The following is a 24,585-nucleotide window of genomic DNA, read 5'->3' on the forward strand; positions in this document are numbered from 1 at the left end:
ATGGGCGGAGGAACTCGCCCATGATCCCAGCGGCCCCGGCCGCGCAGCGGAAACGGCTGGCCGCCCGCAAGTGCGGGGCGGCGAAGGCGGCGCTGCCGTCGGCGAGTGGATCGCCGAGGCCGCCGCGGACGGCGCCATGCACCAGCCGGGGCCGGGCTTTGGCGCCGTTGAGGTGCGCCTCGCGCAGCCGGGCAAGCCGCCGGCCTTGTCGGAGCTGACGGCGCTGCTGCCGGGCGTGCCGGCCACCGCAGGGCTGGATTTGATCCGCGAGCGTGTAGCCGCGCGGATGTGGCAGGCTGTCCAGAAGAAGACGGACAGCCCGGCAACCAAATGATGCACCCATCAGAGCGGGGGGGATCTCAGATCACCCCTGCTTGTTTTTATTGCAGCATGTTGCATTATTTGATTTAATTCATTTCCCGGTACAAGATGAATTTTGTCTTTATCCAACAATGCTAATGCTCATTAGTAAAGTGCATCTGGGTATAATCAATTTTTTGCATATTGGATATATGAAGGTATATTCCCATTTCAATTCTATTGTGTACAGCACGGGGATGTTGCTCTAAAAGTCCAAAAAACGATCATACAGGCTGTACAGCCCGTATATGTTCATTCGGATCTCTTCTAAAGGAGGTCTTTACCGGTGGAGCTTCGCTCCCAATTAAGGTATACTGTCGCAGGGAACATTGCACGCTGAGAACTATATAACATTTATATTATTGCGATAGGAGTTTTTACATGAAATCAACTACAGGAAGACAGCGCCGCATGGTGGTTATGCTGTCCTCATTGATGATATGCGGAGCATTGCTTGCCGCGTGCCAGAACGGTTCAGGCACAGAGGAGAGCCAGAATCCGAATGGAACAGGTAACACGCAACAGGAGACGGACGGCACAACGGTTCATTTTACGGAGGATAAAGGAACGGATGGCGACAATGCTGGCGGGGATGACACATCATCTTCTGGCAACAGCGGTGAAGGCACGGATAGCGAGTCTGGGAATGCTTCAGCGGGCGAAGGGCAGGGCTCTTCGGACAATGGTAATGGCGCGACAGGGGAAGATCCATTGCTGGAGAAACGCAGTATCAGCGCACTGCAAACGACGATTGATGCACAATCTGTGGTGACCAATGCCGAGTCTATGACCGTCATTGTGAACAAACAACGGAGTCTGCCTGACGGTTACGAGCCGGACGATCTGGTAGAGCCGAATGTACCGTTCTCCTTCGACGAACCACACGAGAAGCGGCATATGCGCAAGGAAGCTGCGGAGGCGCTGGAGAAGTTGTTTGCAGGTGCAAAAGCGGATGGCATTGAGCTTCGTGCGGTGTCCGGTTATCGTTCATATCAGCGTCAGGTATCCATCTATAACAATAATGTCAAAACCAAAGGTCAAGAATACACAGATCGTGTGAGTTCTGTGCCAGGCCGAAGCGAACATCAGACGGGTCTTGCCATCGATGTATCGAGTCCGAGTGTGGGCAATGTGCTGGAAGAGGTATTTGGCACATCGAAGGAAGGCCAGTGGTTGGCTGAACATGCTGCAGAATACGGATATGTCATCCGTTATCTGCAAGGTGAAGAAGATACCACAGGTTACGTCTATGAGCCTTGGCATATCCGGTACATCGGTACAGATTTGGCACCGGATGTGGCGAAGAGTGGGTTAACTCTGGAAGAATACTTCGATGAGGCTAATATCAAGTTGTAATTTGGATGTTTCATCCTTAAAGAAAAGATACTAATACTAATTCTCAAAAATCCTAATTCTCATAAATCCCCGAATGAACCGTCCTTGATCTAACCAATGGGCAGTCATTCAGGGGATTTTTTTCTGTGCAAAAATGTTAATGGATTTAAGATAGAATTAAACTTGATTCCATTGTCCGAGATGATGGGGGACTGATATAATTTATGTTTAATCTGAAGAGACAAATACAACCAAAGCGAGGGACGAGAGAATGAGCAGACAGCAGGTTTTTACGGGCTCCCCATGGGAACCGTTGGTGGGATATTGCCGTGCAATCCGTGTAGGGAAACGAATCGAAGTGGCGGGTACAACCGCGATGCAAGATGGTGTAGTTGTTGGGGCAGGTGATCCGTATGCACAGACAAGGTTCGTTTTGCAGACGATCGAGAATGCACTGAAAGAACTGGGGGCTGACATGTCGCATGTGGTGAGAACCCGGATGTTTGTGACCGATATCTCCAGATGGGAGGAAGTTGGCAAGGCGCACGGTGAATTTTTTGGACAGATCCAGCCTGTAGCTACCATGGTTGAAGTTAGCGCACTCATTGATCCCTTGTTGATGGTTGAGATTGAAGTGGAAGCGATCGTTGAAGATGAAACCCAAGCCGATTGATTCTGACGGTTATCCAGAAGATATCTAAGGAACACAGGACGTCTTATTTGGCCATAAGGTCCTCTAGCTAAAATGTAAAGAACTTCAGACACGTTATTTCCCAAATTCCTCTGATAAAAATGCTATAAACAGCTATTAATTCAAATTAGCGTGCCTGAGATTCCTTAGATTTCTGCGGGTACTTCAAATCCTTGAATAAGATGCCTCAGATTCCTTAGCGTTAACTCCGCTTGCTCTTACATTCGGTAAGCAATGTATTTCGTATGCAGTGCACATCGCACGTGTCTGCTCCGGACAAGTTTCAGATACCCTTCGGTTTGAAGCAGTTTGTAGACACACTCTAAAAAACCAAAACCAAAACAAAAAAACAACCTTATCCATGCCTGTCAAAAGACAAGCGGATAAGGTTATTTTGAATTGACTTCGCCGCCTGGCCGCACGGCTGAGTTCTTGATGCGCCAAACTCATTACACCGCGCGTCAGGAGCTACATGCGGATGGCTGGTCATTATGATGCTCCACACTCATGACCCCGCGCTAAGCGATGCACACGGTCGTCTGCAACAACATATAACATGTGTTTCAGCCAGACGTTTTTCCAATCGTATTATTTCGCTTCCAGTTCTGCTGCAGGTGTTTCAACAACCACTTTCCAAGCTGTTCCGATTGGAGGCAGGCTACGCGTCAACACAGGGCTGTAGAACCCAATGACTTTAGCGCCTTTGGTCAGTTCTTCAGCTTTCACCGTCTCACCTTCGTGGTTCACGAGCAACGTGTCTTTAGCAATGTTCAGCACGACATGGTCAGGAGCGGTTTCTGTTAACCGTGTACCTGTAATCTCAATCTGTGAGATGCTACCTTCAGCTGATGTTACATTTTCAATTGTACCCGCTGTACCCAGAAGCTCTTTAGGTTGTGCCTCAGATGCTGTAGCCGCATCCAACACAGTGACTGTATAGGTCGGCGTTTGTGGTGGCAGACTGCGGGTGGTGATCAGGGAATGCTCAGCTTCCACGTTCATGCCAATGGCCAGATCAGTCAGTGCAATCTCTTTTCCCTCAACTGAGATGAATTTTGTCTCATCGCTCAGATTGAGCACAATACCATCCGTACCTGCACCGCCAATCTGGATGGACTGATATTTATCTTGGTTCGAGATTCTGGTAATGACACCACGCTCAGTAACCGTCTTCACGTCCTCTTCACTGGAGATAGTCACCTGATTTCCGGTTGTGTTCACTTGTCCATGCAGTGCTTTCTCAGCAAAAGAAACCGGTACATACAATTTGCCGCCTGTGATTTCGGGCGCTGTACCCAGCGTGAGCGACATTTTATTCACGGAATATTGATCCTTGCCTGTGATTACCTGTGTCCAAAGAGCACCACGAGTCAGCTCTGCAGTTTTAGTTTCTTTATTCCATTCCAGTTCAATACCCAGTGCGTCGGTAAGATCACGCAGCGGGATCATGGCTACTTTGCCATCTTTGTTCCAATAACCATCAGAGATGGATGCACCATTCACGGATACGTTTACTACACTCGCTGCGTTACTATCTGCTGAAACGGATGTTTGATGGACTGGTTGTGTGTTGTCCAGTGTTGCTGCATAAGCGGCTCCACCACCCAATACCATGGATAGGGCCATCAGTGCACTTACTTTTTTCATGTTGTTGTTCATCAATATTCATCCCTTCTAATCTGTGTACTGACGCGGTAAAATCTTCCTTAGGGCCGCGCTTCAAGTTAATAGACGGGACAAATCGTCTAAGTGTTGCAGTTGAAATGCAATGAATGTAAGCGGTAGGTTAGTTTAAATTAGAAATATCGCTTGTATTGCAGGTTATCCGCAGCAGGATCAGGTTAATTTCAGGTAAGTGGCCAAACCTTTGTCCTATTTCACATTCAAGTACGAGGAGGAACGGATTAGATGAGTGATATGTTGGTAGCGCTCTATCGTTTACCGGAGCAAGAGAGTGGACTGAGAATGCTGGAGGAATCCTCCATTGTGATTCGAAGAGCCATTGCCCCAGAGAAACAGCTTGTACTGGATTGGGTGAGGTCACATTTTAGTCAGGCTTGGGTAGATGAATGTGATGTCGCTTTTGCGCGTCAGCCGGTGTCCTGTTATATTGCGGTTGAGCATGGGAAAATGATTGGATTTGCCTGTTACGAAGCGACATGTCGCAACTTCTTCGGACCGACCGGTGTGAGCCAGGATGCACGAGGCAAAGGTGTAGGCACAGCCTTGTTACTGGCCTGTATGCATGCGATGAAGGCGGACGGTTACGGGTATGCGATTATCGGATCAGCGGGACCTGTGGATTTCTATGCCCGGACGCTGGGTGCAGTGAAGATTGAAAATTCAACGCCGGGTATTTACGAAGGTATGCTGCGGGCAGACTAGACAATAATGATGTTGTGGAAGCTGTGGAAAAGGAAGGGAGGACGATGATGAGCACGAAACAAATGTTGCACATCGGAATGATCGGTACAGGATCAATCTCGGATCTTCATATGAGGTGTTATGCCAAAAACGAGGATGCCGTCATCTATGCGATCTGCGATCTGAACGAAGAACGGGCTAAAGCTGCGGCACAGAAGTATGATGCTCAATCCGTGTACACCGATTATCGGGAGATGCTGGAGGACCCGCATGTGGATGCTGTCAGTATCTGTACCTGGAATAATACACATGCGGAATTTGCCATTGCTGCATTGGAGGCAGGCAAGCATGTGTTGCTGGAGAAACCGGTCGCAACCAATGTGGAAGATGCACTGCGGATTGAAGAAGCGGTGAAGAAGAGTGGACGTACGTTTATCGTTGGTTTTGTGCGGCGTTATGATAACAATATGCAGATGATGCGCAGATTCATTGATGCCGGGGAGTTTGGTGAACTGTATTATGCCAAAGCTTCCATTCTACGGCGACACGGCAATCCGGGCGGTTGGTTTGCTGACAAAAGCCGTTCCGGCGGCGGCCCTCTGATTGACCTGGGCGTACATATTATCGACCAATGTTGGTACCTCATGGGCAGGCCGAAACCTGTTACGGTCAGTGGTAATACGTATCGGAAGTTGGGCAATCGTGCCCATATTGAACATCTTTCTTTTTACAAAGCAGCCGACTACAGCGCAGCTGTGAATGACGTAGAAGATATGGCGAATGCGCTCATTCGGTTTGAAAACGGGGCTTCGCTGGCGGTGGATGTGAGCTTTACCCTGCATGCACGCGGAGATGAATCTTCGGTGAAATTATACGGCGAGCGTGGTGGGTTCGAACTGGAGCCGGAGACACTGATCGTCACGGAGAAAAATAACACCATCCTGAATATTGAACCCCAGACGGACAATACGGGTCTCCATATTCATAGTGCATTCCAGAACCAGATTGACCACTTTGTGGATTGCTGCCTGAATGGTACAGAGCCGATCAGCCCAATTGCGGATGGTGTGGCTTCCACGCGCATGTTGTGCGGAATCTACGAATCCGCTGAGAAAGGGCAGGAGATTCGTCTGGATTGAGTTCATTTTACATGGCAGTTGTCCTTCGGCATATTAAAAAGCATGCGTCTTCCGCGTGATCTGCGGTTACGCATGCTTTTTGGCATCAGGTCATTTATTCAGTGGTGAATTCTCGTATCCAGGGTCATCATAATCCGTATCCTGCAGCCTTGGAAGCACGTTCATGGTTTCAATTGCCTGCCGGGTATCCGGCGTGCCGTGGTCATACAGAAAGGTGTACAGCAAGGTCATGCCATCCGAAAACTGCTCCGTTGCCTCATCATGGTCTGCCGATTTGTAGGGTACTGGCGCCCGTTGCAATGTATAGGCATCGTCATCCTCCAGCACCTTCATCAGATCTTTCAATCGGCCCAACTGTTCGTCATCCACCAACACCTCAAAGGGTGTAGATTCGTTCTTTGTTTGCTCAATAAGATTATGTGTTACCGATACATACAGATGTTGTTTGCCGTCCTGCATATTCCAACCCCCATTCTGAAATGGAAAAAAGACGCTTCTACTGTTAATAAACAGCAAAAAGCGCCCTGAAACGAGCTACTATGCTCGTGTGTTATTTACTCATCCACATGTTCAGTCACATATGACCAGCCATTACCTTTACCTTCTAATCGACTTTGTTCAAAAAAATCAATTCCATCTACTGTAATACTGACTGACACGAGTGATGGTTCATCTTTAACGGGATTAACGACGATGAACCCTTTATCCAATAGATAAGTAATGGTTCTAAGTCTCTCAATATGTGATTGTGGAAAAAGTTTTTCTTTGGGAGCGATATAAGCCGGATTTTCGGTAAACCACATATCGTACAATTCCTGTAGGGTGTCGAATCTTTCTTGAATCCGCTCTTTAATAATCATCGCTAACTCCTAAGGGACCTCTTCCTTTGAGTTATTTCCCAAATCTCCCCGTTACAGGAACCTGGCGAGTACCGGCCTCCATCGATCCTGAACATAGAGGGCAGGCAGGTGGACCCGATGATACCTTCTTGGTTGCTTTTGAAGGTACAGCCGGTTTCTGTCTTAGCCACGCTTTGCAGGTGGACGAACTGCATTTCCAGATCGCAACGGTCTCCGTACGCTCAGCATTACCTGAACCTGAAGTGTACGACTGCGAACTGGAGGAACTCGCAGCGGTCGGACTCACACCCGGAGTGCTGAACGCCTTATGGTTGCGAATCTCCCCACTGCCACGTCGTTCACCGAGGCGATCCTCATCACGTTCGTTGTGGACCTCGTAGTCACGACGGTCACTGTGGCTGATGGCACGACGCTGTGCCGCATCCCGACCTTCTGAACGGGCACCTGAGCCGGACGAGCGGGCATACTGTCCGTTGCCTTTAGCATATGAAGCCTGACTGCTCGTCCGGCTCTCCTCACGAGGTTTGCGTTTGTCCGGTACTTCCATGCCGAAGGCTTCAAGCAGGAAACGGGACACATCCGCTGGTTTTCCGTGATGGCTCGCCGGTGAGGTGACATACAAGTACTGCTTGGCCCGTGTGATGGCAACGTAGGCGAGCCTGCGTTCTTCCTCCAGCGCCATGTCCAGTTCGGCATCTGTCTGCTGCATAGCAAGCGCAGCTTTCTGATCCTCGGGAATATCCTGGCGAAGTGCTGTACTGTGAGGCACAATGCCTTCACTGGCTCCAATCCAGTACACACAAGGGAACTCCAATCCTTTGGCCCGGTGGATCGTCATCAGCTGTACCGCGTCACTATCCTGCGCACGACGCAAAGATTCCATCTCACGGTGTCTGCGGGACAGCTCATCCGCGAATTGGATGAACTCTTCTACCGTTTCGAATTTTTTGACAGCAGCTTCGAATTCATCCAGAGTTTCCAGCATCGTTTCCTTATAATGGGTGAAGATGCTGGGATCACCACTTTCCATATACTTGTCGTAGAACTGCCTGCGCATCTCTTGAATGGCGATGATGGGTTTTAGTTTGTGCAGTGATTTGATCAGTTTGATGCGTTCTTTGACCTGTTCCTGCTGAAATGGTTTCAGCTTTTCCCATTTCACCAGATGGATGAGCGGATATTTCTTCGCCTGTTGTTGTTCACAACGCTGTATCCATTCCAGACCCGCATCGCGTGAGACGTAGAGCGGACCCAGTGCACTTGGAAGAGCATCCATGGCTCGTGGGTCAAGGGACAGACGCAGATGATCCATCAGGGGTCTGATGAGAGACTGGTCATAGAACACCGGAGAAGCACCATGCTGTACAAAAGGCACATCTTTCAACACAAGCTGCTCGAATACAGCCCGGCTGCTGCTTGCTGTCCGGTGAAGAATCGCAATATCGCGATAGGTGTGTTGTCCTTCTTCAACCTGCTGGCACAGCTGGTTTACAACCCACGCCGCTTCTTCCTCTGCATTGGAAGGTGTAGCGAAGCGAGGCGCATCTCCACGGTTTCCAGCGGCACGTAGCCGTTTGTCACGTCTGCGTTTATTGCGAGCGACCAGTTCACTTCCGAGTCCCAGAATGCGTGCATCACTACGATAATTGATATCCAGCGTCACAATACGTGCACCGGGGTATACTTTATCGAATTCCAAAATCGATTCCTGGCGTGCGCCATTAAAGGTATAGATCGTCTGGTCGTCGTCTCCCACAACCATCAGATTGCGGTGAGCGGAAGCCAGTTTTTGCACAATTTCATACTGCAGATGGTTGGTATCCTGGAACTCATCCACCATAATGTACTGGAAACGCTTCTGAAGCGGCCCCAGAACAGCAGGATCACGAAGCAGCGAGGCTGCCCGTAGTAAAATATCATCAAAATCCATTTTGCCGCGATCCTGCTTCCAGGCTTCGTAACCAAGCAGAACACGTTTGGCATCGCGTTCTTCCTGCGATTTTTCAGGCAGGTCGGTTGTTTCCGATCCTTGCATCTTCCATGCGGACAGCATAGCCAGCAGACTTTCAGGCTGGAAGGCTTCACTCATGCCATTTTGGCGAAGAAGCATCTTCAGCACCGTATGCTGGGCTCGCGACTCGCCAAAGATCTCTTCCTGCACACCGTAATGACGCAATAATGTCAGCGCAAAAGAGTGAAAGGTGCGAGCCTGTACGGCTCTCGCGGCTGCCGGGCGTATGCCTGGCAATGCGGCGATCCGGTCTTTCATCTCGGTGGCGGCTTTGTTCGTGAACGTCACCAGCAGGATACTGCCTGCATGTACGCCGCTGACCTCTATGAGGTAGCCGGCTCTTGCAGCCAGTACAGTTGTTTTGCCACAACCGGCTCCGGCGAGCGTCAGAATAGGTCCTCTGCCGTGACGGACTGCCGAGATTTGTGGTGCGTTTAACTTGATGCCTGCCTCTTCCAGCGAGCGAAAATAAAAGGCATCCTGTTGATCATTGCCCACGAGTTGCCGACTGGTCTCCAGCGGAGCAGACGGGGACTGGGGCAGGGACGCCGCCGGGGTAACCCCGAGCGGACGGGGGTAGAACGTTGAGTTCGGACTTAACATGTTTCATCCACCTCTGTATGCATTCAGGGATAGGACTATCCCGGCTAAAAGTAAACCATTTGCCCTTTTCACAATCGCATTGTAAATTGGTATGATAGAGTTAGTCGCCTAATCAGGCGGTTAAGTATGGTCAAAGCTTCATTATACCCGAACATATGGTCTTGACGAAAGCCCCCGATTTCATCCAGTATCGGTATAAAACGGGCACCTGCACGAGATTACGCAACTTTTTGGCATGATATCGTATAAGTTATATGCCTGAGCATTTTGCATGAAAGATGTAATATGCTAATTTACTACTAAATAGAAATGATAATATTGGTTTTGACGGGACAGAGGAGGAATGGTCATGAAACTGCTTCAGCGCATCAAAGACGGAGCGAACAAAGCAACAGAGCGTGCCCAACACGCCGTTGAGATTGGGAAACTGAACAACCAGATTGTGGGCTTGCAACAGGAACAGGAAGTCCATTTTACAGATATGGGTCGCATCTTCTATGAGGGTTATCGGGCACAGGATATGACGCGTGCGGAAAAAGAGATGGTGGATCTGTCGCAGCTCTGCGACGAATTGCAGGACGAGATTGATGGTCTGCGCAACAAGATTGCACAACTCAAGAACGAACGGTTGTGCGAGTGTGGACACGTCGCTTCCCTGGATGCCAACTTCTGCCCTAAATGCGGACGCAAGTTGGGTGAACTCAAGACAGCAGCGCCTAAAGTAGCAGCAGCAGGAGTTGCAGGAGCGACCACAGCCGCGAGACAGGAGGCAGCTGTAACTCAGACCCCAACTCCAGAGCCGGACTTCTACGATGCGCCACCTGAATTGGAACTGGAGGAAGATGAGCCGTATCACACGGTCATTCCGTCCATAGCGGATCTGGAGACAGAATCGGAATATAACAGTACGGAATTTACCCAAGAAGAAAAGGAAGCGTTCGATGCGGAATGGGAACGTCGCAGAGATGAAGAGATGCAACGGGAACGTGAGCGTCAGCAGGAGCTGGACGAACGCATCCGCTACTGGAAAGAAAATAACCCGATCGTGAACACGGTGGACGTACAGACCGAAGTTTCACGCGAAATGGTGAATTGTCAGATTTGTGCAGCTGAGCTGCCCAAAGGTTCAAAATGGTGCCCGCGATGTGGTGCCGAACAGATCTGATCTGATGCAGTAGAAGCTCTGCCGCATCAGTGTGAGGCAGCGCGGGTTGCTGACAGCATGGGGGGACGGGAATATGGACCAACTGCTGCATCATTTGCGTCATCTTGGGTTTACCGAGATGGAATCTAAAATTATGGTGGAACTCGCTCGTCAGGGATCAGCCTCAGGATATGAGGTTGCGAAGCGGCTGGGCGTGTCCCGTTCCAATGTATATGCGACCCTGCAACGGCTGGAACAGCGTGGGTTCTTGCGGTGTAGTCCGGGGGAGCCAGCGAAGTATAGTGTGCTGAAGCCTGAGGAGATGACACGCATGATCTCTGATCAAATGCGTACCTCTCTGGATTATGTCCAAAGCAGCATGCCCAAGAGTGAACCGGAGAAGCCTGTCTTCTATAACATTGAAGGTGACAAAAATGTGTTTGAGAATCTGAGCCGTGAATTGGCTGAGGCTCAGCATGAGATTGTCGTAGACGTTTGGCGTGAAGAGGCAGAGCTGCTACGTAATGACTTACAGCAGGCTGAAGCTCGCGGTGTGCGGCTGTTATGGTCGTGTGATGGCGGCGAAGGCATGCTCGATCAGCCTGTTCCTTTGCCGGGCTTGCCTTTGTATGGCACAGGTAATGGTCGGAAATTTTCCCTGGTGGTGGATCGCCGCTGGTGCATGCTGGGCATGCGCGGTGAATCATGTGCCACACAAGCAGTGGTGACAGAGCATCCGGTAATGACCGGGCTACTGCTGAATCATTTTGCTCAAGAGTTGGTGTTGTACGAACTGGAACAGGATATGGGTGAGGAACTGGAGTCTCGATATGGGCACCGGTACGAAGAACTCTCTGCACGTTACTGGTCTTCACCTTCAGGAGAGGATGACAAGAACTAAGCAGATCGGCGACTTAACCACTTCTGATGAAGTGAACACGCCAGCGTAGGATATCTTTCTTTGATGAAATGAATATGTGTGTACATAAAGCAGGCGCTGCCCCGAGGCAGACGCCTGTTTGTGTTGATTTGAGATATGACAGTGATGTTCGTCACAGCATCTGTTTCCAGTCAAGTCGATAGTAAAGGTATGAAGTTATGCTATTTTTGAGAAAATGAAGCTATGAACATTCGATTGAACGGGATCGGGTTAAACAGGATTGTACATGATCAGTCTTTGGGCACGTGATACAGAGCTTCGAGCACGTCCGTATAATAAGCTGTGCCATGGGGTACAAATTCCGTTGCCCGAATCTCGCGAACGATACGTTCCGGTTCATCAGCTGCATGATCACTAGACGGGTGGGTCTGAACTCCAGTAGCTTGGATGACGTCGATCTCGCCACGGAACATAGCGAGTAGATCATCCAGCGGCACTTCATACAGGCTATCCACCTCGCTGGGCTGCAGAACGTAGGCTTCGAGCGGCTGGTTCAGACATAGTCCATAGACGGCGCTGAATTCCCGATCTATGAATGGGACGCCACGCACCTCTCCTTGGAGCTGCTGTGTGGCCGTGAGTAGATAGGTTAGTGCCTCGAATGGAGTATAAACACCCAGTTCTTCCTCCAGCTCACGACTGGCGTCTTGCAGTTGTTCACCTGCTGTGAGATGACCTGCTGCTGTAATGTCATAACATCCGGGAAAGGTATCCTTAATATCACGCCGCCGCTGAAAAAGAACCCGTCGCTGCTCGCCTTCGTCACGCACGATCCAGCAGTGGAATGAACGGTGCCAATATCCTTTGGCATGGACCTCGCTGCGTAGTGAAGTGCCGATCCAATTTTGCTGATCGTCATAAATGTCGAAACGTTCTGGGGTCATGAAACGTATCTCCTTATATAGCAGATTTTAAAGTTCAAAATTTCACAAAGTATGTTTTAAACGAAAGGGGAACCATCGTATGGAATGCATTGTACACTTTCAGGTGATTTATCCGCAACCTCAGGAACGTAAAAGTCTTAGAGGACTTATATTTGTAGGGCAAGGTCAGGAACCGGCTAACAGTCAGTTAAGCAGCATGTTTAAGGATATGGGATTTAATGTACGTTTGGAAGATGAGGCACAGTTGTTGTTCAAGCCAGTGGATGCTTCGGCAAACTTTGAATATATTCGTGTGACAGAGCTTGATACTGGGGAAGAAGTTTACAAAGAAGATAAAGATCTGAAGTCGATCCTGGAGCATTTGCTGCCACGCCGCTTCTAATTCATGAGCATGGCCGCGAATGAAATTCATGGGGGAGCATATGTAATACATGTATGATAGGCACAAAAAAGGCCCCACCTTTATGGTGGAACCTTCAAACCTTTAAGCTACGCAACCCATAGTTAATGAAGCCCATATGGCTAGCTTTTCATACATAAACCCTAGCAAGTAAGAGGTTGTCCCCCGCATCAGGATTTATCCGTAATTCAACTCGGTGCGTCTTTAAACGTTCATTGTAATTATGCTAGAGCGCCGGTGCCTTCAGCTTCGAGCTCTGAAGTACAGTGCGAGCAGCGGGTAGCTGCGGCTGGAATTTCCGATAGGCAATACTTGCAAGCCTTGGTCGTTTTTTGCGGCTCGGGCTTTTTGTGTTCTTTGCTTTTCAGATAGTTGATGCCCTTCACAAGCATGAAGATACAGAACGCAACGATAAGAAAATCAATCATGACGTTGATGAACTGACCATAAGCAATCACGGTAGCCCCAGCTTCGTTGGCTTGAGCGAGTGTGGTGATGTCCTGTCCGTTTGCTGTTTTGATATCCCGGTCCAGGTTGATGATTTTCTGACTGAAGTCGATTCCACCCATCAGTTTTCCCACCGGTGGCATGATGATATCATTCACGAGGGACGTGACGATTTTACCAAAAGCAGCCCCAATAATGACACCGACCGCCAGATCGATGACGTTGCCGCGGACGGCAAATTCCTTGAATTCGTTAAGTACGCCTTTCATGTTTGCATATCTCCTTTGATCATTCAATTCAAAATATAGACCGCGTTTCCATCCATTCTCCGTTCAGATCCGCGCTTCCGTTCTCATATTGTACATAAAAAATAGATTCCTATCACCCCCTGTTTGCAAATTAAGACAAGTTTCCGCAACTTCCATGAAAATACTTCTTTATTTCACGGCGTCGATTCGGTATACTTCTAACATTGTCAGTTATGTTTAACCTTTTACATTCAGGTTCGCGATCATACATTGTAACGAATCATGGAGCCAAAAAATTAAATATGCCGTTACTCGTATATGTGCAGGAATAGGCCTGCATGTCTCTACCTGATCACCGGAATGATCGGACTACGGGAAAGATGTTGCAATGTTTTGTATGGTTGGCATGAGATCATTCTCAGACAGTTTGACTGAAGAGCAGGTTCAAGTGGCTTTTATCTGTTTCCGATTACACTGTTTGAGGTTTCTCAGAGCAGGATTGAACTCCTGTCATTCTGTCCATCCAGCACACTTGCAGCATCCATACGGCTTGTCCATATACGTACAAGTCCGTCTTTCCCGTCTCCGGTTATTCCGCAGCGTGTGAAAAGGCGGGCTTTTTGCTTTTTTACCATGCGATTGGAAGAGCATGTGAGCTTCTGTGCGGAGGGCATTCAGGGGGAAGAATTACAATGCAATTGTTAAAAGACAAGGTAAGACAGGAAGGCATTGTCCTGTCCGAGCAAGTACTCAAAGTGGATTCATTCCTGAACCACCAGATGGACCCGGTTCTGATGAAGGAAGTAGGTAAAGAATTCATTCGCCGCTTTGAAGGTGAGAATATCACACGTGTGCTGACAATTGAGTCGTCAGGGATCGCCCCAGGTATCATGACTGCGTTGGAGCTGAACGTGCCGCTGATCTTTGCACGGAAGCAGAAGTCCCTCACACTGACGGAAGACATTCTGGTAGAGAAGGTCTACTCCTTCACGAAGCAGGAGACCAATGAAATTACCGTTGCCAAGAAGTTCATGAAGCCTGGTGATCGCGTGCTGATCATTGATGATTTTCTGGCGAATGGCGAAGCAGCATTTGGTCTGGCTCGCATTGTGGAGCAGGTTGGAGCTGAAGTGGTGGGTATCGGTATTGTGATTGAAAAAGCATTCCAGCCGGGAGGTCGCTTGCTGAAAGAAGCAGGATACCGTGTGGAATCATTGGTTCGCATCGGGGCACTGTCGGATGGACAGGTTACATTTGCGGACGAGGAGGGCACGAACTAATATGGCACGCGAACGTATCTTTCAACGGCATCGGCATCCAATCAAAACGTTCTCCCTCGGACTACAGCATGTGCTTGCGATGTATGCAGGAGCTGTTGTCGTTCCATTGATCGTCAGTAACGCATTGGGTTTTACACAGGAACAACTAACCTATCTCATTGCCATTGACTTGCTCGCATGTGGTGTGGCTACACTGCTTCAGGTATGGGGAAATAAATATTTCGGCGTAGGGCTGCCTGTCATGCTTGGCTGTGCATTTCAGGCTGTGTCTCCGATGATCCTAATCGGGATGAACAGTGGAGTATCTGCCATTTACGGAGCGATTATTGCCTCAGGGCTGTTCGTATTGATCTTCTCCGGAATCTTTGGGAAGCTTATTCGGCTCTTTCCACCAGTGGTTACGGGTTCGGTGGTTACGATCATCGGTTTAACCTTGATTCCCGTTGCTTTCCACGATCTGGGCGGCGGTCAGGGATCAGAAGATTTTGGCAGCGGAGTTAATCTCATGCTCGGCTTCGGCGTGCTGCTCTTTATCATTCTAATGACTCGTTTTACAACCGGTTTTATCCGTTCCATCTCAGTATTGATTGGTCTGCTTGTAGGTACGATTGCGGCAGGGTTTATGGGCGAGGTTAATTTTGCTCCTATCCGCGATGCAAGTTGGTTCCACGTTGTTCAGCCGTTTTACTTCGGCAGACCGACATTTGAGATTGTACCGATCCTGACGATGATTCTGGTGGCGATTGTCAGTGTGGCCGAGTCCACAGGTGTATTTATGGCTCTGGGCAAAATTCTGGACAAGGACCTGTCCTCCAAGGATCTGGCGCGCGGTTATCGCGCAGAGGGTCTAGCCATTGTGTTAGGTGGTATTTTCAACTCGTTCCCGTATACAACGTATTCGCAAAATGTAGGACTGGTACAGATGACACGTGTGAAGACACGTGATGTCATTGTGGTGGCTGGTGGAATCCTGGTGGTCATTGGATTTGTACCAAAAATTGCAGCCCTCGCACAGCTCGTTCCAGGGGCAGTACTTGGCGGAGCCATGGTGGCCTTGTTTGGCATGGTGGTATCATCAGGCATTCGAATTATCGGCAGTCAGGTTGATCTGAACCGACATGAGAATCTGTTTGTCATCGCTTGTTCTGTAGGTATGGGGCTTGGGGTTACCGTTGTACCTGAGTTGTTCGCAGGAGCACCGGCCTGGGCTCAGATTATGCTCGGTAATGGTATCATTGCAGGCAGCTTCACGGCGATCTTCATGAACCTGCTGTTTAATGGTCTGGGTACCAAGGAAACGGCTGCCAAGATGGCTGAACAACAGGCAGATGCCATCCTTGGAGAGACGGGCAAGTCAGCTTAAATAGCCGAATTAGGCTAGGATTATTATCCAGCAGTATTGTTATGTTAACTGTTATAAATAGACGATTCACAAGATAAATAATGAATCAGGTTAATCATGGTGATACACAGCATGAATGGTTTATGACATACATCGTTTATGCTATGAATATTCAATCCCATGAATAAATGAAAGAGACACTTTTATATGTGAAACACCGAAGATACAGACTCAGCAGAGTCGTGTTTTCGGTGTTTTTTTTATTTTGTTTATCATCAGCATAGCGTCCAATGTGCTGCTGTACAGGAACAATACAGGAACAAGACCTTATGCCGGATGTAAGAAGTTATTCACCTAATTCGATGGCAAGCCATGTTGTATGAAGGATAGACTGTTATCATGCATGGGGATATACACCAAAGAGATAAGCGATCCAATCGCTTTTTGATTACATAATAATAATTTCACTGGGAGGAACGATGAATTATCAACCTGTATCAAAACAAGATCGAATGAAGTTTCTGGATTTGTTTCGAGGGTTTTCCTTGATAGGCCTACCATTCGTAAATGTATTGGCATTGTGGGTTATGTTGAAGCCGGATACTCGTGTAGATTTTTGGATCCAACGAGCATTATATTTTTGGGTGGAGGCACGTTTTTACGATATCTTCTGTTTTTTATTTGGCCTTGGATTTTATCTTTTTCTAAGCCGGTCAGCTGCCAAAGGTCAAACCAAGCTGTTTCTCTATATCCGCAGGATGCTTATTTTATTAGCGCTGGGATATATTCATCAACAGTATCAGTCTGGAGAAGCTTTATTTCTTTATGCCATCATAGGGTTGGTTGTCATTCCGTTATATTGGGCACCTCGAACTGTGAATTTGGTGATCGGTGTGGTGGGATTTATTGCAGCCGCCGCGATAGGTGTCAAAATGCTAACGATTCCTTTTTTAATTATACTGGGATTGTCAGCAGGTCAATATCAACTGATGGAGAAGATCCAGAAAGGACTTCCGTATCTGGGCAGAATCTGGTTCATTTCATTCATCGCTTCTATCGTGGGGATCGGTATCATGTGGTGGGTTGCTCCTCCGGATGCGATGAGTCCGTTTCTATACGAAGTGATTGGTGCGAGCCTGCCTGTTGCTGAGCAAGCCAATATGGATGCTGCTTTTCAATTAGAACATATCGGTGTGGCAATTGGTCCGGTGGTATCCATCTTTTATCTAAGTACATTACTGAGATTGAACCAGAACATGACCTTTGCCAAAATGTTAAGTCCCCTGCATGCATTCGGACGAATGGCCCTGACCAATTATATTGCACAGACCATCATTTTGTTGGTGGTATACCAACTCATATTTGCAGATGCTGCTGTATCGTATACGGTGTCTACCCTTGTGTGCATTGGCATGGTTATTGTACAAGTCATCGCGAGTAATCTGTGGATGCGCTGGTTCCAGTATGGGCCGCTGGAATGGGTATGGAGATGTGGTACTTATCTAAGTTTCATTCCGATCCGTAAAAAGCATTCTAAGCCACGTGTTCATGATACGGGGGTGAGAGGTTGACTCGTTTCCCTCGTTATAATCAAAGACGATCCACATCCGGTTGAACGGAAATGGATCGTCTTTTCTTTTTGGAACACGTATACCTTCTGCCTGAAGTTACAGATGACGCAGCTGTTTTTCTGCAAAATCGCCAACCCACGGTAGCTTCAACCATTTCCCCTGCAGGCTGGAAACGACCATAATAAGCCAGACCACTACACCAAGCAGGGATAACAGCGATGCCACCAGTGGTCCGAACAACGGAAGGAAAGCCGATAATACATGCCCAACCATAATGATGCCAAAGACCGTTACAGATTGCAGCGCATGAAATAACACGAACCGGCTCCGCTTCTCCACAGCGAGAAAGACAATCCCACCTACAAAGGTAAACAGATAACAAAGCATGCCGGCAATATTTTCATCCAGACCGCTAGACGATTTCATGGGGGACATCGGTCCAGCCTCCTTTGACCTTTTTAACTAGGTTATGAGAGAGGTGGACAGAACTGAACCGATGAATTTATTTGCCTGTGACGGATGGGGATCAACACATAGGAAAAAGAAAACAGGGGTAGAACAAGCCATTGTACAGCTTACTCTGCCCCTGTTATCGTTTACGATTAAACGTTGCTTTAAACGAAATCGTTATCCGCCCTCGATCTGTCTGCGAGGGTTTGTAATCTTGCCCATTTTATCGGTGTCGTTTTCTTTGGGAACCAACCGCTCATCGGTTCTTCCTTCGTGATGATTATCATATGCATATTCGGTCAGTTTCCATTCCGACTTGCCAAGAACGGGATCGGCCGGGAAATGTTGCCCCCGGTGCAGATGTTCCTCACGTCCGGCTTCATTGATGTAAACTCCGTCTACTTCCACCTTTTCATGAGAAAGGGGCAGCATATCTTGTTCTTTGCGGTCCATGAGACGACGCCTCCTTTGGATACCAGTAATTTAACTGTATGGGTTGTCCGTGATAATATCCCCCGAATAGTTCGGTGTTATGCTGGATATATTAATTCCGTATAGAATGGTGGCAATCTTAACATATGATTCGGAATTAAACTTTTTGGGCATGAAAACCGTTATATTTATTAGAGGAAATCGTCAAGTCGTAAGATACTTCCGAATATGCTACAATAAGATTATGATTCATTCCGAATCATATCGGGTATTTATAGTGTCAGGTACTTGCTTTCTAGCGAGGTTCCCGACCTAAAGCTTGCTTTAAGCCGCGCACACAACTTCATGGATGGCATTTAAGACTTATTCGGCATTCTCTAAACGGAGCATTCACTTTCAACGTTTTGGGAGGGAATTACAATGGCAACGAAAGGTCACAATGAGGTCAAAGAAAGTTTGAGGGAAATGACTCGGATTTTCCGTCCTAAGGATCCAAAAAAATTCGTGAAGGAGTACGTGAGAAAATACCGGATTACGGGTGGATATGAGGAAGAATTGACTTCTGTGGTTGAGCATGAGCTTGTCAAGATGGATTCTTCCGTGTCCTGAAACAACACACAACTCTGATTATACTGTTCCGATAATGAATAGAACCGTCTCTCGGGCGTTAAGCTCCGGAAGGCGGTTTTTTTTGCGTTCCTGCTGCATATATATGGTAGTACACCTACAGCGGGAAGGATGAATGCATGTGGACCCTATTTTGAAAACCAAAGAAGAGATTGGCTACATGCGGGAAGCAGGAAGAATTTTGTGGAGCTGTCACCAGCATATTGAGCAGTGGATGGTCCCTGGTATCACGACAGCAGCGATTAATGAGCGGGTGGAAGAGTTTCTGGCAGCACGAGGAGCCACACCGGAGCAAAAAGGGTATAAAGGATATCCTTACGCGACGTGTGCCTCTGTTAATGAAGTGGTCTGCCACGGATTTCCTGGGGAAGAGGAGTTGGCGAGCGGGGATGTAGTGACCATCGATATGGTGGTGAACAAAGACGGCTGGCTTGCTGACTCGGCCTGGACATATGGAATTGGTGAAACAAGCAGATCCATTCGCAAGCTGATGAGGCGCACGGAGAAGGCACTTGAGCGGGCGATTGCCCAGGCAGTTCCAGGGAATACACTCGGAGATATTGGAAGTGCCATTGAACGAACAGCCAGATTGTATCGGTACGGAATTGTGAAGCCTCTCATTGGTCATGGGATTGGTCAATATATTCATGAACCCCCAAATGTGTTGCCTTATGGCAAACGCAGAACGGGCACGATGCTCACGGAGGGTATGGTTATTACGATTGAACCAATCTTTACAAAAGGCAGTTCTGGGGCCGTTGTGTGGGATGACGATGGATGGACGGTAAGGACGGTAGATGGCAGCTGGGGGGTCCAGTATGAGCATACGGTTGCGATTACTGGGAATGGCCCCTTGATTCTGACCGATGGCACGTGAGATGAAATCAGAGAAGAAGAGGACTTGAGTTGAACTTTCTCCCAAATGCTCCATGCTGTTTTGAGCTTGAAGATAGCGGTATGGAGCGATAGGCATGTCTTCTGAATGGATATGGAAGAGGTTTTCCATAAATTCTGATCTTTCTTTTGCATAATAGCACATGTTTTCAATGTGAGAAAAATCACCAATAAATCGAGTTTTATCACCGAAATTTGGCAAAAATTTTCAAATGTAGAGTGTAATACTTTTAACTGAAATCGTTTGCAAATCAAGTTGTAGAGCGGTTTTTTACATAAAGTGAACAATTTGTGAACATGTGTCCAAAGATTGACAAAATCATACCCTCAACTTATATTTAATAAGTGATTGAAGCATATAGAATGAATTGGAAGAATGCGCAGACATGCCCTGAGCAGGAAATCACGGGAGTACTGGAAGCGTTATTTTTCTAAGCGTTCTGTATGATGAAGAGGATTATGCGTATCGTGCTGAAACGTACCTTTTGTTGCCTTTCTACCGAACGACAACGGTAATCTACGAAAACGTAAAAAAGTGGGGTAGATCAATGATGAAACAGTGGCAGGTTGCAAAGCGAATTCTCCCCTTGCTGGCGGTGTTCTCTTTGCTGCTATCCGCATGCGGGCGGGAAGACTTGTCGGTAATGAAACCTCAGGGTCCTGTAGCGCAAGGCCAATATGATCTGATGAAGTTATCCATCGCGATTATGATCGTGGTGCTCATCATTGTATTTGCCATAGCGGCCTATGTTCTGATCCGGTTTCGTAGACGAGCCGGGCAGACTGAGATGCCCGAACAGGTTGAAGGTAATTTCAAGCTGGAAGTAATCTGGACAGCCATTCCGTTATTGCTGGTTATTGTTCTGGCAGTACCGACGGTCCAAACGATTTTTGCCCAAGGCGAAGATCTGTCCAATGACAAAAATGCACTTAAGGTCCAAGTCACCTCGCATCAGTACTGGTGGGAATTCACTTATCCTCAATATGACGTAACCACCGCTCAAGATCTCATCATCCCGACCGGAACAAAAATTGCATTCGAATTAAAAACCGCTGACGTGCTTCACTCCTTCTGGGTGCCGTCACTTGCGGGCAAAATGGACACAAACCCGGATGGAACACTTAACAAGTTCAGTTTCTCTGCACCGAATGAAGGCGTTTACCGTGGTAAATGTGCCGAATTATGTGGCAGATCGCATGCTTTTATGGAGTTTAAGGTAAAAGCAGTGAGTCAGGAATCCTTTGACAGATGGGTGAACCAGATGAAAGCACCTGCAGTCCTTCCTGAAGACACTCAATTGGCCGAAAAGTTCAAAACAAACTGCCTTTCTTGCCACGCTGTTGGTGATCAAGGTGGACCGGTTGCACCTAACCTGACGGGAATTGGCGGCAAGGAATCTGTCGCAGGCATTTTGCTGAATTCTCGCGAGGGACAGGAAGAAGGTAATCCGGTACTGGATAACATGAAAGAATGGCTCCATGATCCACAATCCGTGAAGCCGGGCAATACCATGCCGAATCCCAAAGATCTTGGGTTGACGGATGAAGAAATCGACGGAATTGCCGAATATCTGGCCAACTACAAATTGGACTATGAATAGAACAGCAAGGACGAAGAAGGGGGTACACAACCTTGGCTCATGCGCATAGCGTCAAGAGGTACAGGGGCTTGATGGATTGGATCACCACCGTCGATCACAAAAAAATCGCCATTCTCTATTTGGTTGCGGGTGGATTTTTCTTTGGAATCGGCGGCATTGAAGCCATTTTGATTCGGATTCAACTGATGAAGCCTATGAATGATTTTGTATCGGCACAGGTCTTCAACGAATTGATTACAATGCATGGAACAACGATGATTTTCCTTGGTGTCATGCCACTTATTTTTGCCATTATGAATGCTGTCGTGCCTTTGCAGATCGGGGCACGGGACGTTGCTTTCCCGTTTCTTAACGCGCTGGGTTTCTGGACATTCCTCTTTGGTGGATTGTTGCTGAACCTGAGCTGGGTTATGGGCGGAGCACCGGATGCGGGCTGGACCTCATATACTCCGCTTTCGGGCAGTGAGTACAGTGGAACGCATGGTGTGGATTTCTACACCATTGGCCTTCAGATCGCGGGTCTGGGAACGCTCATCGGGGGCATTAACTTTCTCGCAACGATTATTACAATGCGTGCTCCAGGCATGTCCTACATGCGGATGCCGATGTTTACATGGACGACATTTATTACATCTGCCATTATCCTTTTTGCTTTTCCTGCCATCACGGTAGGGCTTGTACTTTTGACGTTTGACCGTATACTGGGAGCGAATTTCTTCGATGTAGCAGGTGGCGGTAACCCGGTACTCTGGCAGCACATCTTCTGGATCTTCGGGCACCCGGAAGTATACATTCTGATTTTGCCGGCATTTGGTATTATCTCGGAGGTTATTCCGACCTTCTCGCGTAAACGCTTGTTCGGATACAGCTCCATGGTATTTGCCACCATCCTGATTGCCTTTCTGGGCTTCATGGTATGGGCGCATCACATGTTTACAACAGGTCTGGGTAATGTAGCCAACGCGCTTTTCTCCATCTCCACGATGTTGATTGCCGTACCTACCGGGATCAAAATCTTTAACTGGCTCTTTACGATGTGGGGTGGACAGATCCGCTTTACCGCGGCAAACCTGTTTGCTGTTGGATTCGTCCCAACCTTCGTTATGGGTGGTGTTACAGGCGTTATGCTGGCATCTGCTCCGGCAGACTTCCAGTTCCATGATACGTACTTTGTTGTAGCCCACTTCCACTACGTTATTGTAGGGGGACTCGTACTTGGATTGTTCTCGGGACTGCATTACTGGTGGCCGAAGATGTTCGGACGTATTCTCAGCGAAACACTGGGCAAATGGACGTTCTGGACATTTATGATCGGTTTCCAATTAACGTTCTTTGTACAGCATTTCCTCGGTCTGATGGGGATGCAGCGCCGGATCGTTACATACTTGCCGAATCAGGACTTTGACCTGCTCAATCTGGTCAGCTCCGTCGGTGCGTTTCTAATGGGTGTTGGGGTTATCATGTTCCTCGTGAACATCGTGATCACAATGAAAAAACCGGCTGGCGCGCCAAACGATCCGTGGGAAGACGGCCGTACACTGGAATGGTCTATTCCATCTCCGCCGCCGGAATATAATTTCAAGCAGACGCCGCTGGTACGCGGAATTGATGCATATTGGAAGGAAAAAATGGCAGGACATACGGAGATGACACCGGCAGAACCTGTAGGTTCGATTCATATGCCTTCAGCAACGCCGTTGCCGTTTGTAATGTCAGTAGGTATCTTTATCGCCGGACTTGGCTTGATGTTCAGCAATGATGAATTTGGTAATGCATTTATGAATGTCATTTTCAACAATTATATTGTAGTTATTATTGGTCTCGTAATCACATTCGGTGCAATGGCACTTCGTTCACTTTATGATGATCATGGCTGGCATATTGAACCGGAGGATCAGGATGAGAAGGGGGCTAGAACATGACAACCTCACATGCCGAACCGGTGAACGACAAATTGCCGCATGAACCGGAGAAAGCAACGCTGGAAGGCCGTAACAAGCTTATCGCCTTCTGGTTGTTCCTTGGCGGCGAGACGGTACTGTTCGGTACACTCTTTGCTACCTTCCTGGCTCTTCGTGGCCAAACTAATGATGGACCTACGGCGAATGAACTGTTCCACCTGCCACTTGTGGCCGCTGCAACGTTCATTCTCCTGGTCAGTAGTTTGACGAGTGTATTTGCGATTCAGGCCATGCATAAGGGCAAGCGAGATGCACTGGCGTTGTGGCTTGGCATCACGGTAGTACTGGGTATGGGATTTCTCGCACTGGAAATTTACGAGTTCTACGAGTATGTGAAACATAAAGAGTTTGGCATGACCACGAGTGCATTCAGTTCAGCATTCTATACACTGGTCGGGTTCCACGGAGCCCACGTTGCTTTTGGTATTGTGTGGATCGGAATCATTATCGGTCAGCTGTTCAAAAAAGGATTGACGGTCGTAACCGCACCTAAAGTATACGTCTCCGCAATGTACTGGCACTTTATTGACGTGGTATGGGTGTTCATCTTTACGGTCGTGTACCTGCTCGGAAAGGTGGGGTAGCACATGTCGGCACAGGATAAGACAGATCAACAGCCTGTGAAACACCGTCACCGGACGGAAGGGCCACAGAAACACGTCGTGGTGTTTATCTTCTCCATTATTCTTACGCTGATTGCGTTTGCGGCTGCTTCTGCCGGAGGGGTCAACACAACCTTTATCATTATTATTTTGCTCGTCATGGCTATTCTTCAAGTATTCGTTCAATTGGGTTATTGGATGCACTTGAAGGACAAAGGGCACTTGATGCCGATTCTGTTCATGGCCTTTGGCTTTTTCGTAGCCTTTACGTGCATCATTATGGCACTCTATTGGGTCTGGTGGTAAAAGAGATGGCGGCGGCGCAATGCCGCCGTCTTTTCCCCTTTTTGGCGAATGAATCTTCACAAAGTAATGAAGGCAACAACCAAATCAGGTCAC

The 24,585-nt window shown here is 48.1% G+C and carries 25 protein-coding genes, 1 pseudogene and 1 riboswitch; of the genes and pseudogenes, 17 read left to right on the forward strand and 9 right to left on the reverse strand.

Going from position 1 to position 24,585, the window contains the following annotated elements; all coding sequences use genetic code 11:
• The 3 genes and pseudogenes from C161_RS32565 to C161_RS05280 form a co-directional block, all read left to right on the forward strand.
• A pseudogene (locus C161_RS32565) lies at positions 1–334 on the forward strand (phosphoribosylglycinamide synthetase); the annotation flags it as partial.
• 407 nt (positions 335–741) lie between these two features.
• Entirely contained in the window at positions 742–1,716 is a 975-nt protein-coding gene (locus tag C161_RS05275; protein WP_036668590.1) for a M15 family metallopeptidase, read from the forward strand.
• Between the two features lie 250 nt (positions 1,717–1,966).
• On the forward strand, positions 1,967–2,368 hold the full coding sequence (locus C161_RS05280; RefSeq protein ID WP_036668591.1) for a RidA family protein: 402 nt from the start codon (positions 1,967–1,969) through the stop codon (positions 2,366–2,368).
• Between the two features lie 606 nt (positions 2,369–2,974).
• On the opposite strand, the gene C161_RS05285 is transcribed toward C161_RS05280, so the two are convergent.
• Complete coding sequence (locus tag C161_RS05285; protein ID WP_036668592.1) at positions 2,975–4,045, reverse strand: copper amine oxidase N-terminal domain-containing protein; 1,071 nt, start codon at positions 4,043–4,045, stop codon at positions 2,975–2,977.
• A gap of 249 nt (positions 4,046–4,294) precedes the next feature.
• On the opposite strand from C161_RS05285, the gene C161_RS05290 reads away from it, so the two are divergent.
• Together C161_RS05290 and C161_RS05295 are read left to right on the forward strand one after the other, a co-directional pair.
• On the forward strand, positions 4,295–4,771 hold the full coding sequence (locus C161_RS05290) for a GNAT family N-acetyltransferase (RefSeq protein ID WP_036668593.1): 477 nt from the start codon (positions 4,295–4,297) through the stop codon (positions 4,769–4,771).
• 47 nt (positions 4,772–4,818) lie between these two features.
• Complete coding sequence (locus tag C161_RS05295; RefSeq protein WP_036613216.1) at positions 4,819–5,889, forward strand: Gfo/Idh/MocA family protein; 1,071 nt, start codon at positions 4,819–4,821, stop codon at positions 5,887–5,889.
• 90 nt (positions 5,890–5,979) lie between these two features.
• On the opposite strand, the gene C161_RS05300 is transcribed toward C161_RS05295, so the two are convergent.
• From C161_RS05300 to C161_RS05310, 3 genes are all read right to left on the reverse strand, one after another.
• Positions 5,980–6,348 carry a hypothetical protein gene (locus tag C161_RS05300; protein ID WP_036668594.1) on the reverse strand — a complete coding sequence of 123 codons (369 nt, stop codon included), beginning with the start codon at positions 6,346–6,348 and terminating at the stop codon, positions 5,980–5,982.
• Between the two features lie 95 nt (positions 6,349–6,443).
• Entirely contained in the window at positions 6,444–6,749 is a 306-nt protein-coding gene (locus tag C161_RS05305) for a hypothetical protein (protein WP_036668596.1), read from the reverse strand.
• A gap of 31 nt (positions 6,750–6,780) precedes the next feature.
• The gene (locus tag C161_RS05310) at positions 6,781–9,363 is read right to left on the reverse strand and encodes a UvrD-helicase domain-containing protein (RefSeq protein WP_036668597.1); all 2,583 of its coding nucleotides are present in this window, start codon (positions 9,361–9,363) and stop codon (positions 6,781–6,783) included.
• Positions 9,364–9,712: 349 nt separating this feature from the next.
• Here C161_RS05310 and C161_RS05315 point away from each other — a divergent pair, with 349 nt between their 5' ends.
• Together C161_RS05315 and C161_RS05320 are read left to right on the forward strand one after the other, a co-directional pair.
• Positions 9,713–10,528 (forward strand): zinc ribbon domain-containing protein, encoded by an 816-nt coding sequence (locus tag C161_RS05315; protein WP_036668598.1) that lies wholly within the window; start codon positions 9,713–9,715, stop codon positions 10,526–10,528.
• A 73-nt stretch (positions 10,529–10,601) separates the two neighbouring features.
• A complete protein-coding gene (locus C161_RS05320) occupies positions 10,602–11,408 on the forward strand; it encodes a TrmB family transcriptional regulator (protein WP_036668599.1) in 807 nt (268 codons plus the stop codon).
• 269 nt (positions 11,409–11,677) lie between these two features.
• Here C161_RS05320 and C161_RS05325 read toward each other — a convergent pair whose 3' ends face one another.
• Entirely contained in the window at positions 11,678–12,331 is a 654-nt protein-coding gene (locus C161_RS05325; protein ID WP_036668600.1) for an NUDIX hydrolase, read from the reverse strand.
• A 79-nt stretch (positions 12,332–12,410) separates the two neighbouring features.
• Between C161_RS05325 and C161_RS05330 the strand changes: the two genes are divergently transcribed.
• The gene (locus C161_RS05330) at positions 12,411–12,713 is read left to right on the forward strand and encodes a hypothetical protein (RefSeq protein ID WP_017690846.1); all 303 of its coding nucleotides are present in this window, start codon (positions 12,411–12,413) and stop codon (positions 12,711–12,713) included.
• Positions 12,714–12,952: 239 nt separating this feature from the next.
• Here C161_RS05330 and mscL read toward each other — a convergent pair whose 3' ends face one another.
• Together mscL and C161_RS32915 are read right to left on the reverse strand one after the other, a co-directional pair.
• Positions 12,953–13,447 (reverse strand): large conductance mechanosensitive channel protein MscL, encoded by a 495-nt coding sequence (gene mscL / locus C161_RS05335; protein WP_036613199.1) that lies wholly within the window; start codon positions 13,445–13,447, stop codon positions 12,953–12,955.
• A gap of 271 nt (positions 13,448–13,718) precedes the next feature.
• Positions 13,719–13,818, forward strand: a riboswitch (purine riboswitch).
• Positions 13,819–13,914: 96 nt separating this feature from the next.
• The gene (locus tag C161_RS32915; RefSeq protein WP_157116037.1) at positions 13,915–14,061 is read right to left on the reverse strand and encodes a hypothetical protein; all 147 of its coding nucleotides are present in this window, start codon (positions 14,059–14,061) and stop codon (positions 13,915–13,917) included.
• A 57-nt stretch (positions 14,062–14,118) separates the two neighbouring features.
• Here C161_RS32915 and C161_RS05340 point away from each other — a divergent pair, with 57 nt between their 5' ends.
• The 3 genes from C161_RS05340 (at position 14,119) to C161_RS05350 (ending at position 17,619) form a co-directional block, all read left to right on the forward strand.
• On the forward strand, positions 14,119–14,706 hold the full coding sequence (locus tag C161_RS05340; protein ID WP_036613196.1) for a xanthine phosphoribosyltransferase: 588 nt from the start codon (positions 14,119–14,121) through the stop codon (positions 14,704–14,706).
• 1 nt (position 14,707) lies between these two features.
• Positions 14,708–16,069: a nucleobase:cation symporter-2 family protein gene (locus C161_RS05345; RefSeq protein ID WP_036613194.1), complete on the forward strand. Its 1,362-nt coding sequence runs from the start codon at positions 14,708–14,710 to the stop codon at positions 16,067–16,069.
• A gap of 623 nt (positions 16,070–16,692) precedes the next feature.
• Positions 16,693–17,619: a DUF418 domain-containing protein gene (locus tag C161_RS05350; RefSeq protein ID WP_235193739.1), complete on the forward strand. Its 927-nt coding sequence runs from the start codon at positions 16,693–16,695 to the stop codon at positions 17,617–17,619.
• Between the two features lie 96 nt (positions 17,620–17,715).
• Here the strand turns inward: C161_RS05350 and C161_RS05355 are convergent, their stop codons facing one another.
• Both C161_RS05355 and C161_RS05360 read right to left on the reverse strand, forming a co-directional pair.
• Complete coding sequence (locus tag C161_RS05355; RefSeq protein WP_036613192.1) at positions 17,716–18,054, reverse strand: DUF4870 domain-containing protein; 339 nt, start codon at positions 18,052–18,054, stop codon at positions 17,716–17,718.
• Positions 18,055–18,246: 192 nt separating this feature from the next.
• Entirely contained in the window at positions 18,247–18,522 is a 276-nt protein-coding gene (locus tag C161_RS05360; RefSeq protein WP_036613189.1) for a hypothetical protein, read from the reverse strand.
• A gap of 399 nt (positions 18,523–18,921) precedes the next feature.
• Here C161_RS05360 and C161_RS05365 point away from each other — a divergent pair, with 399 nt between their 5' ends.
• The 6 genes from C161_RS05365 to C161_RS05390 all read left to right on the forward strand — a co-directional run bounded on the left by C161_RS05365 (position 18,922) and on the right by C161_RS05390 (position 24,492).
• The gene (locus C161_RS05365) at positions 18,922–19,110 is read left to right on the forward strand and encodes a hypothetical protein (protein WP_017690840.1); all 189 of its coding nucleotides are present in this window, start codon (positions 18,922–18,924) and stop codon (positions 19,108–19,110) included.
• Between the two features lie 133 nt (positions 19,111–19,243).
• On the forward strand, positions 19,244–20,005 hold the full coding sequence (gene map / locus C161_RS05370; protein ID WP_036613186.1) for a type I methionyl aminopeptidase: 762 nt from the start codon (positions 19,244–19,246) through the stop codon (positions 20,003–20,005).
• Positions 20,006–20,570: 565 nt separating this feature from the next.
• Positions 20,571–21,623 carry a cytochrome c oxidase subunit II gene (gene coxB / locus C161_RS05375; protein WP_036613183.1) on the forward strand — a complete coding sequence of 351 codons (1,053 nt, stop codon included), beginning with the start codon at positions 20,571–20,573 and terminating at the stop codon, positions 21,621–21,623.
• Positions 21,624–21,694: 71 nt separating this feature from the next.
• The gene (ctaD, locus tag C161_RS05380) at positions 21,695–23,545 is read left to right on the forward strand and encodes a cytochrome c oxidase subunit I (RefSeq protein ID WP_370511460.1); all 1,851 of its coding nucleotides are present in this window, start codon (positions 21,695–21,697) and stop codon (positions 23,543–23,545) included.
• The gene (locus C161_RS05385; RefSeq protein WP_047840264.1) at positions 23,542–24,168 is read left to right on the forward strand and encodes a cytochrome c oxidase subunit 3; all 627 of its coding nucleotides are present in this window, start codon (positions 23,542–23,544) and stop codon (positions 24,166–24,168) included. The genes ctaD and C161_RS05385 overlap by 4 nt, the downstream gene beginning before the upstream one ends.
• 3 nt (positions 24,169–24,171) lie before the next feature.
• Positions 24,172–24,492, forward strand: a complete 321-nt coding sequence (locus tag C161_RS05390) for a cytochrome C oxidase subunit IV family protein (protein ID WP_036613178.1) — start codon at positions 24,172–24,174, stop codon at positions 24,490–24,492.
• The last annotated feature ends 93 nt before the right edge of the window (positions 24,493–24,585 follow it).

Origin of the sequence: Paenibacillus sp. FSL R5-192, from assembly GCF_000517845.1 — a bacterium.
Taxonomy (GTDB): Bacteria; Bacillota; Bacilli; order Paenibacillales; family Paenibacillaceae; genus Paenibacillus; species Paenibacillus amylolyticus.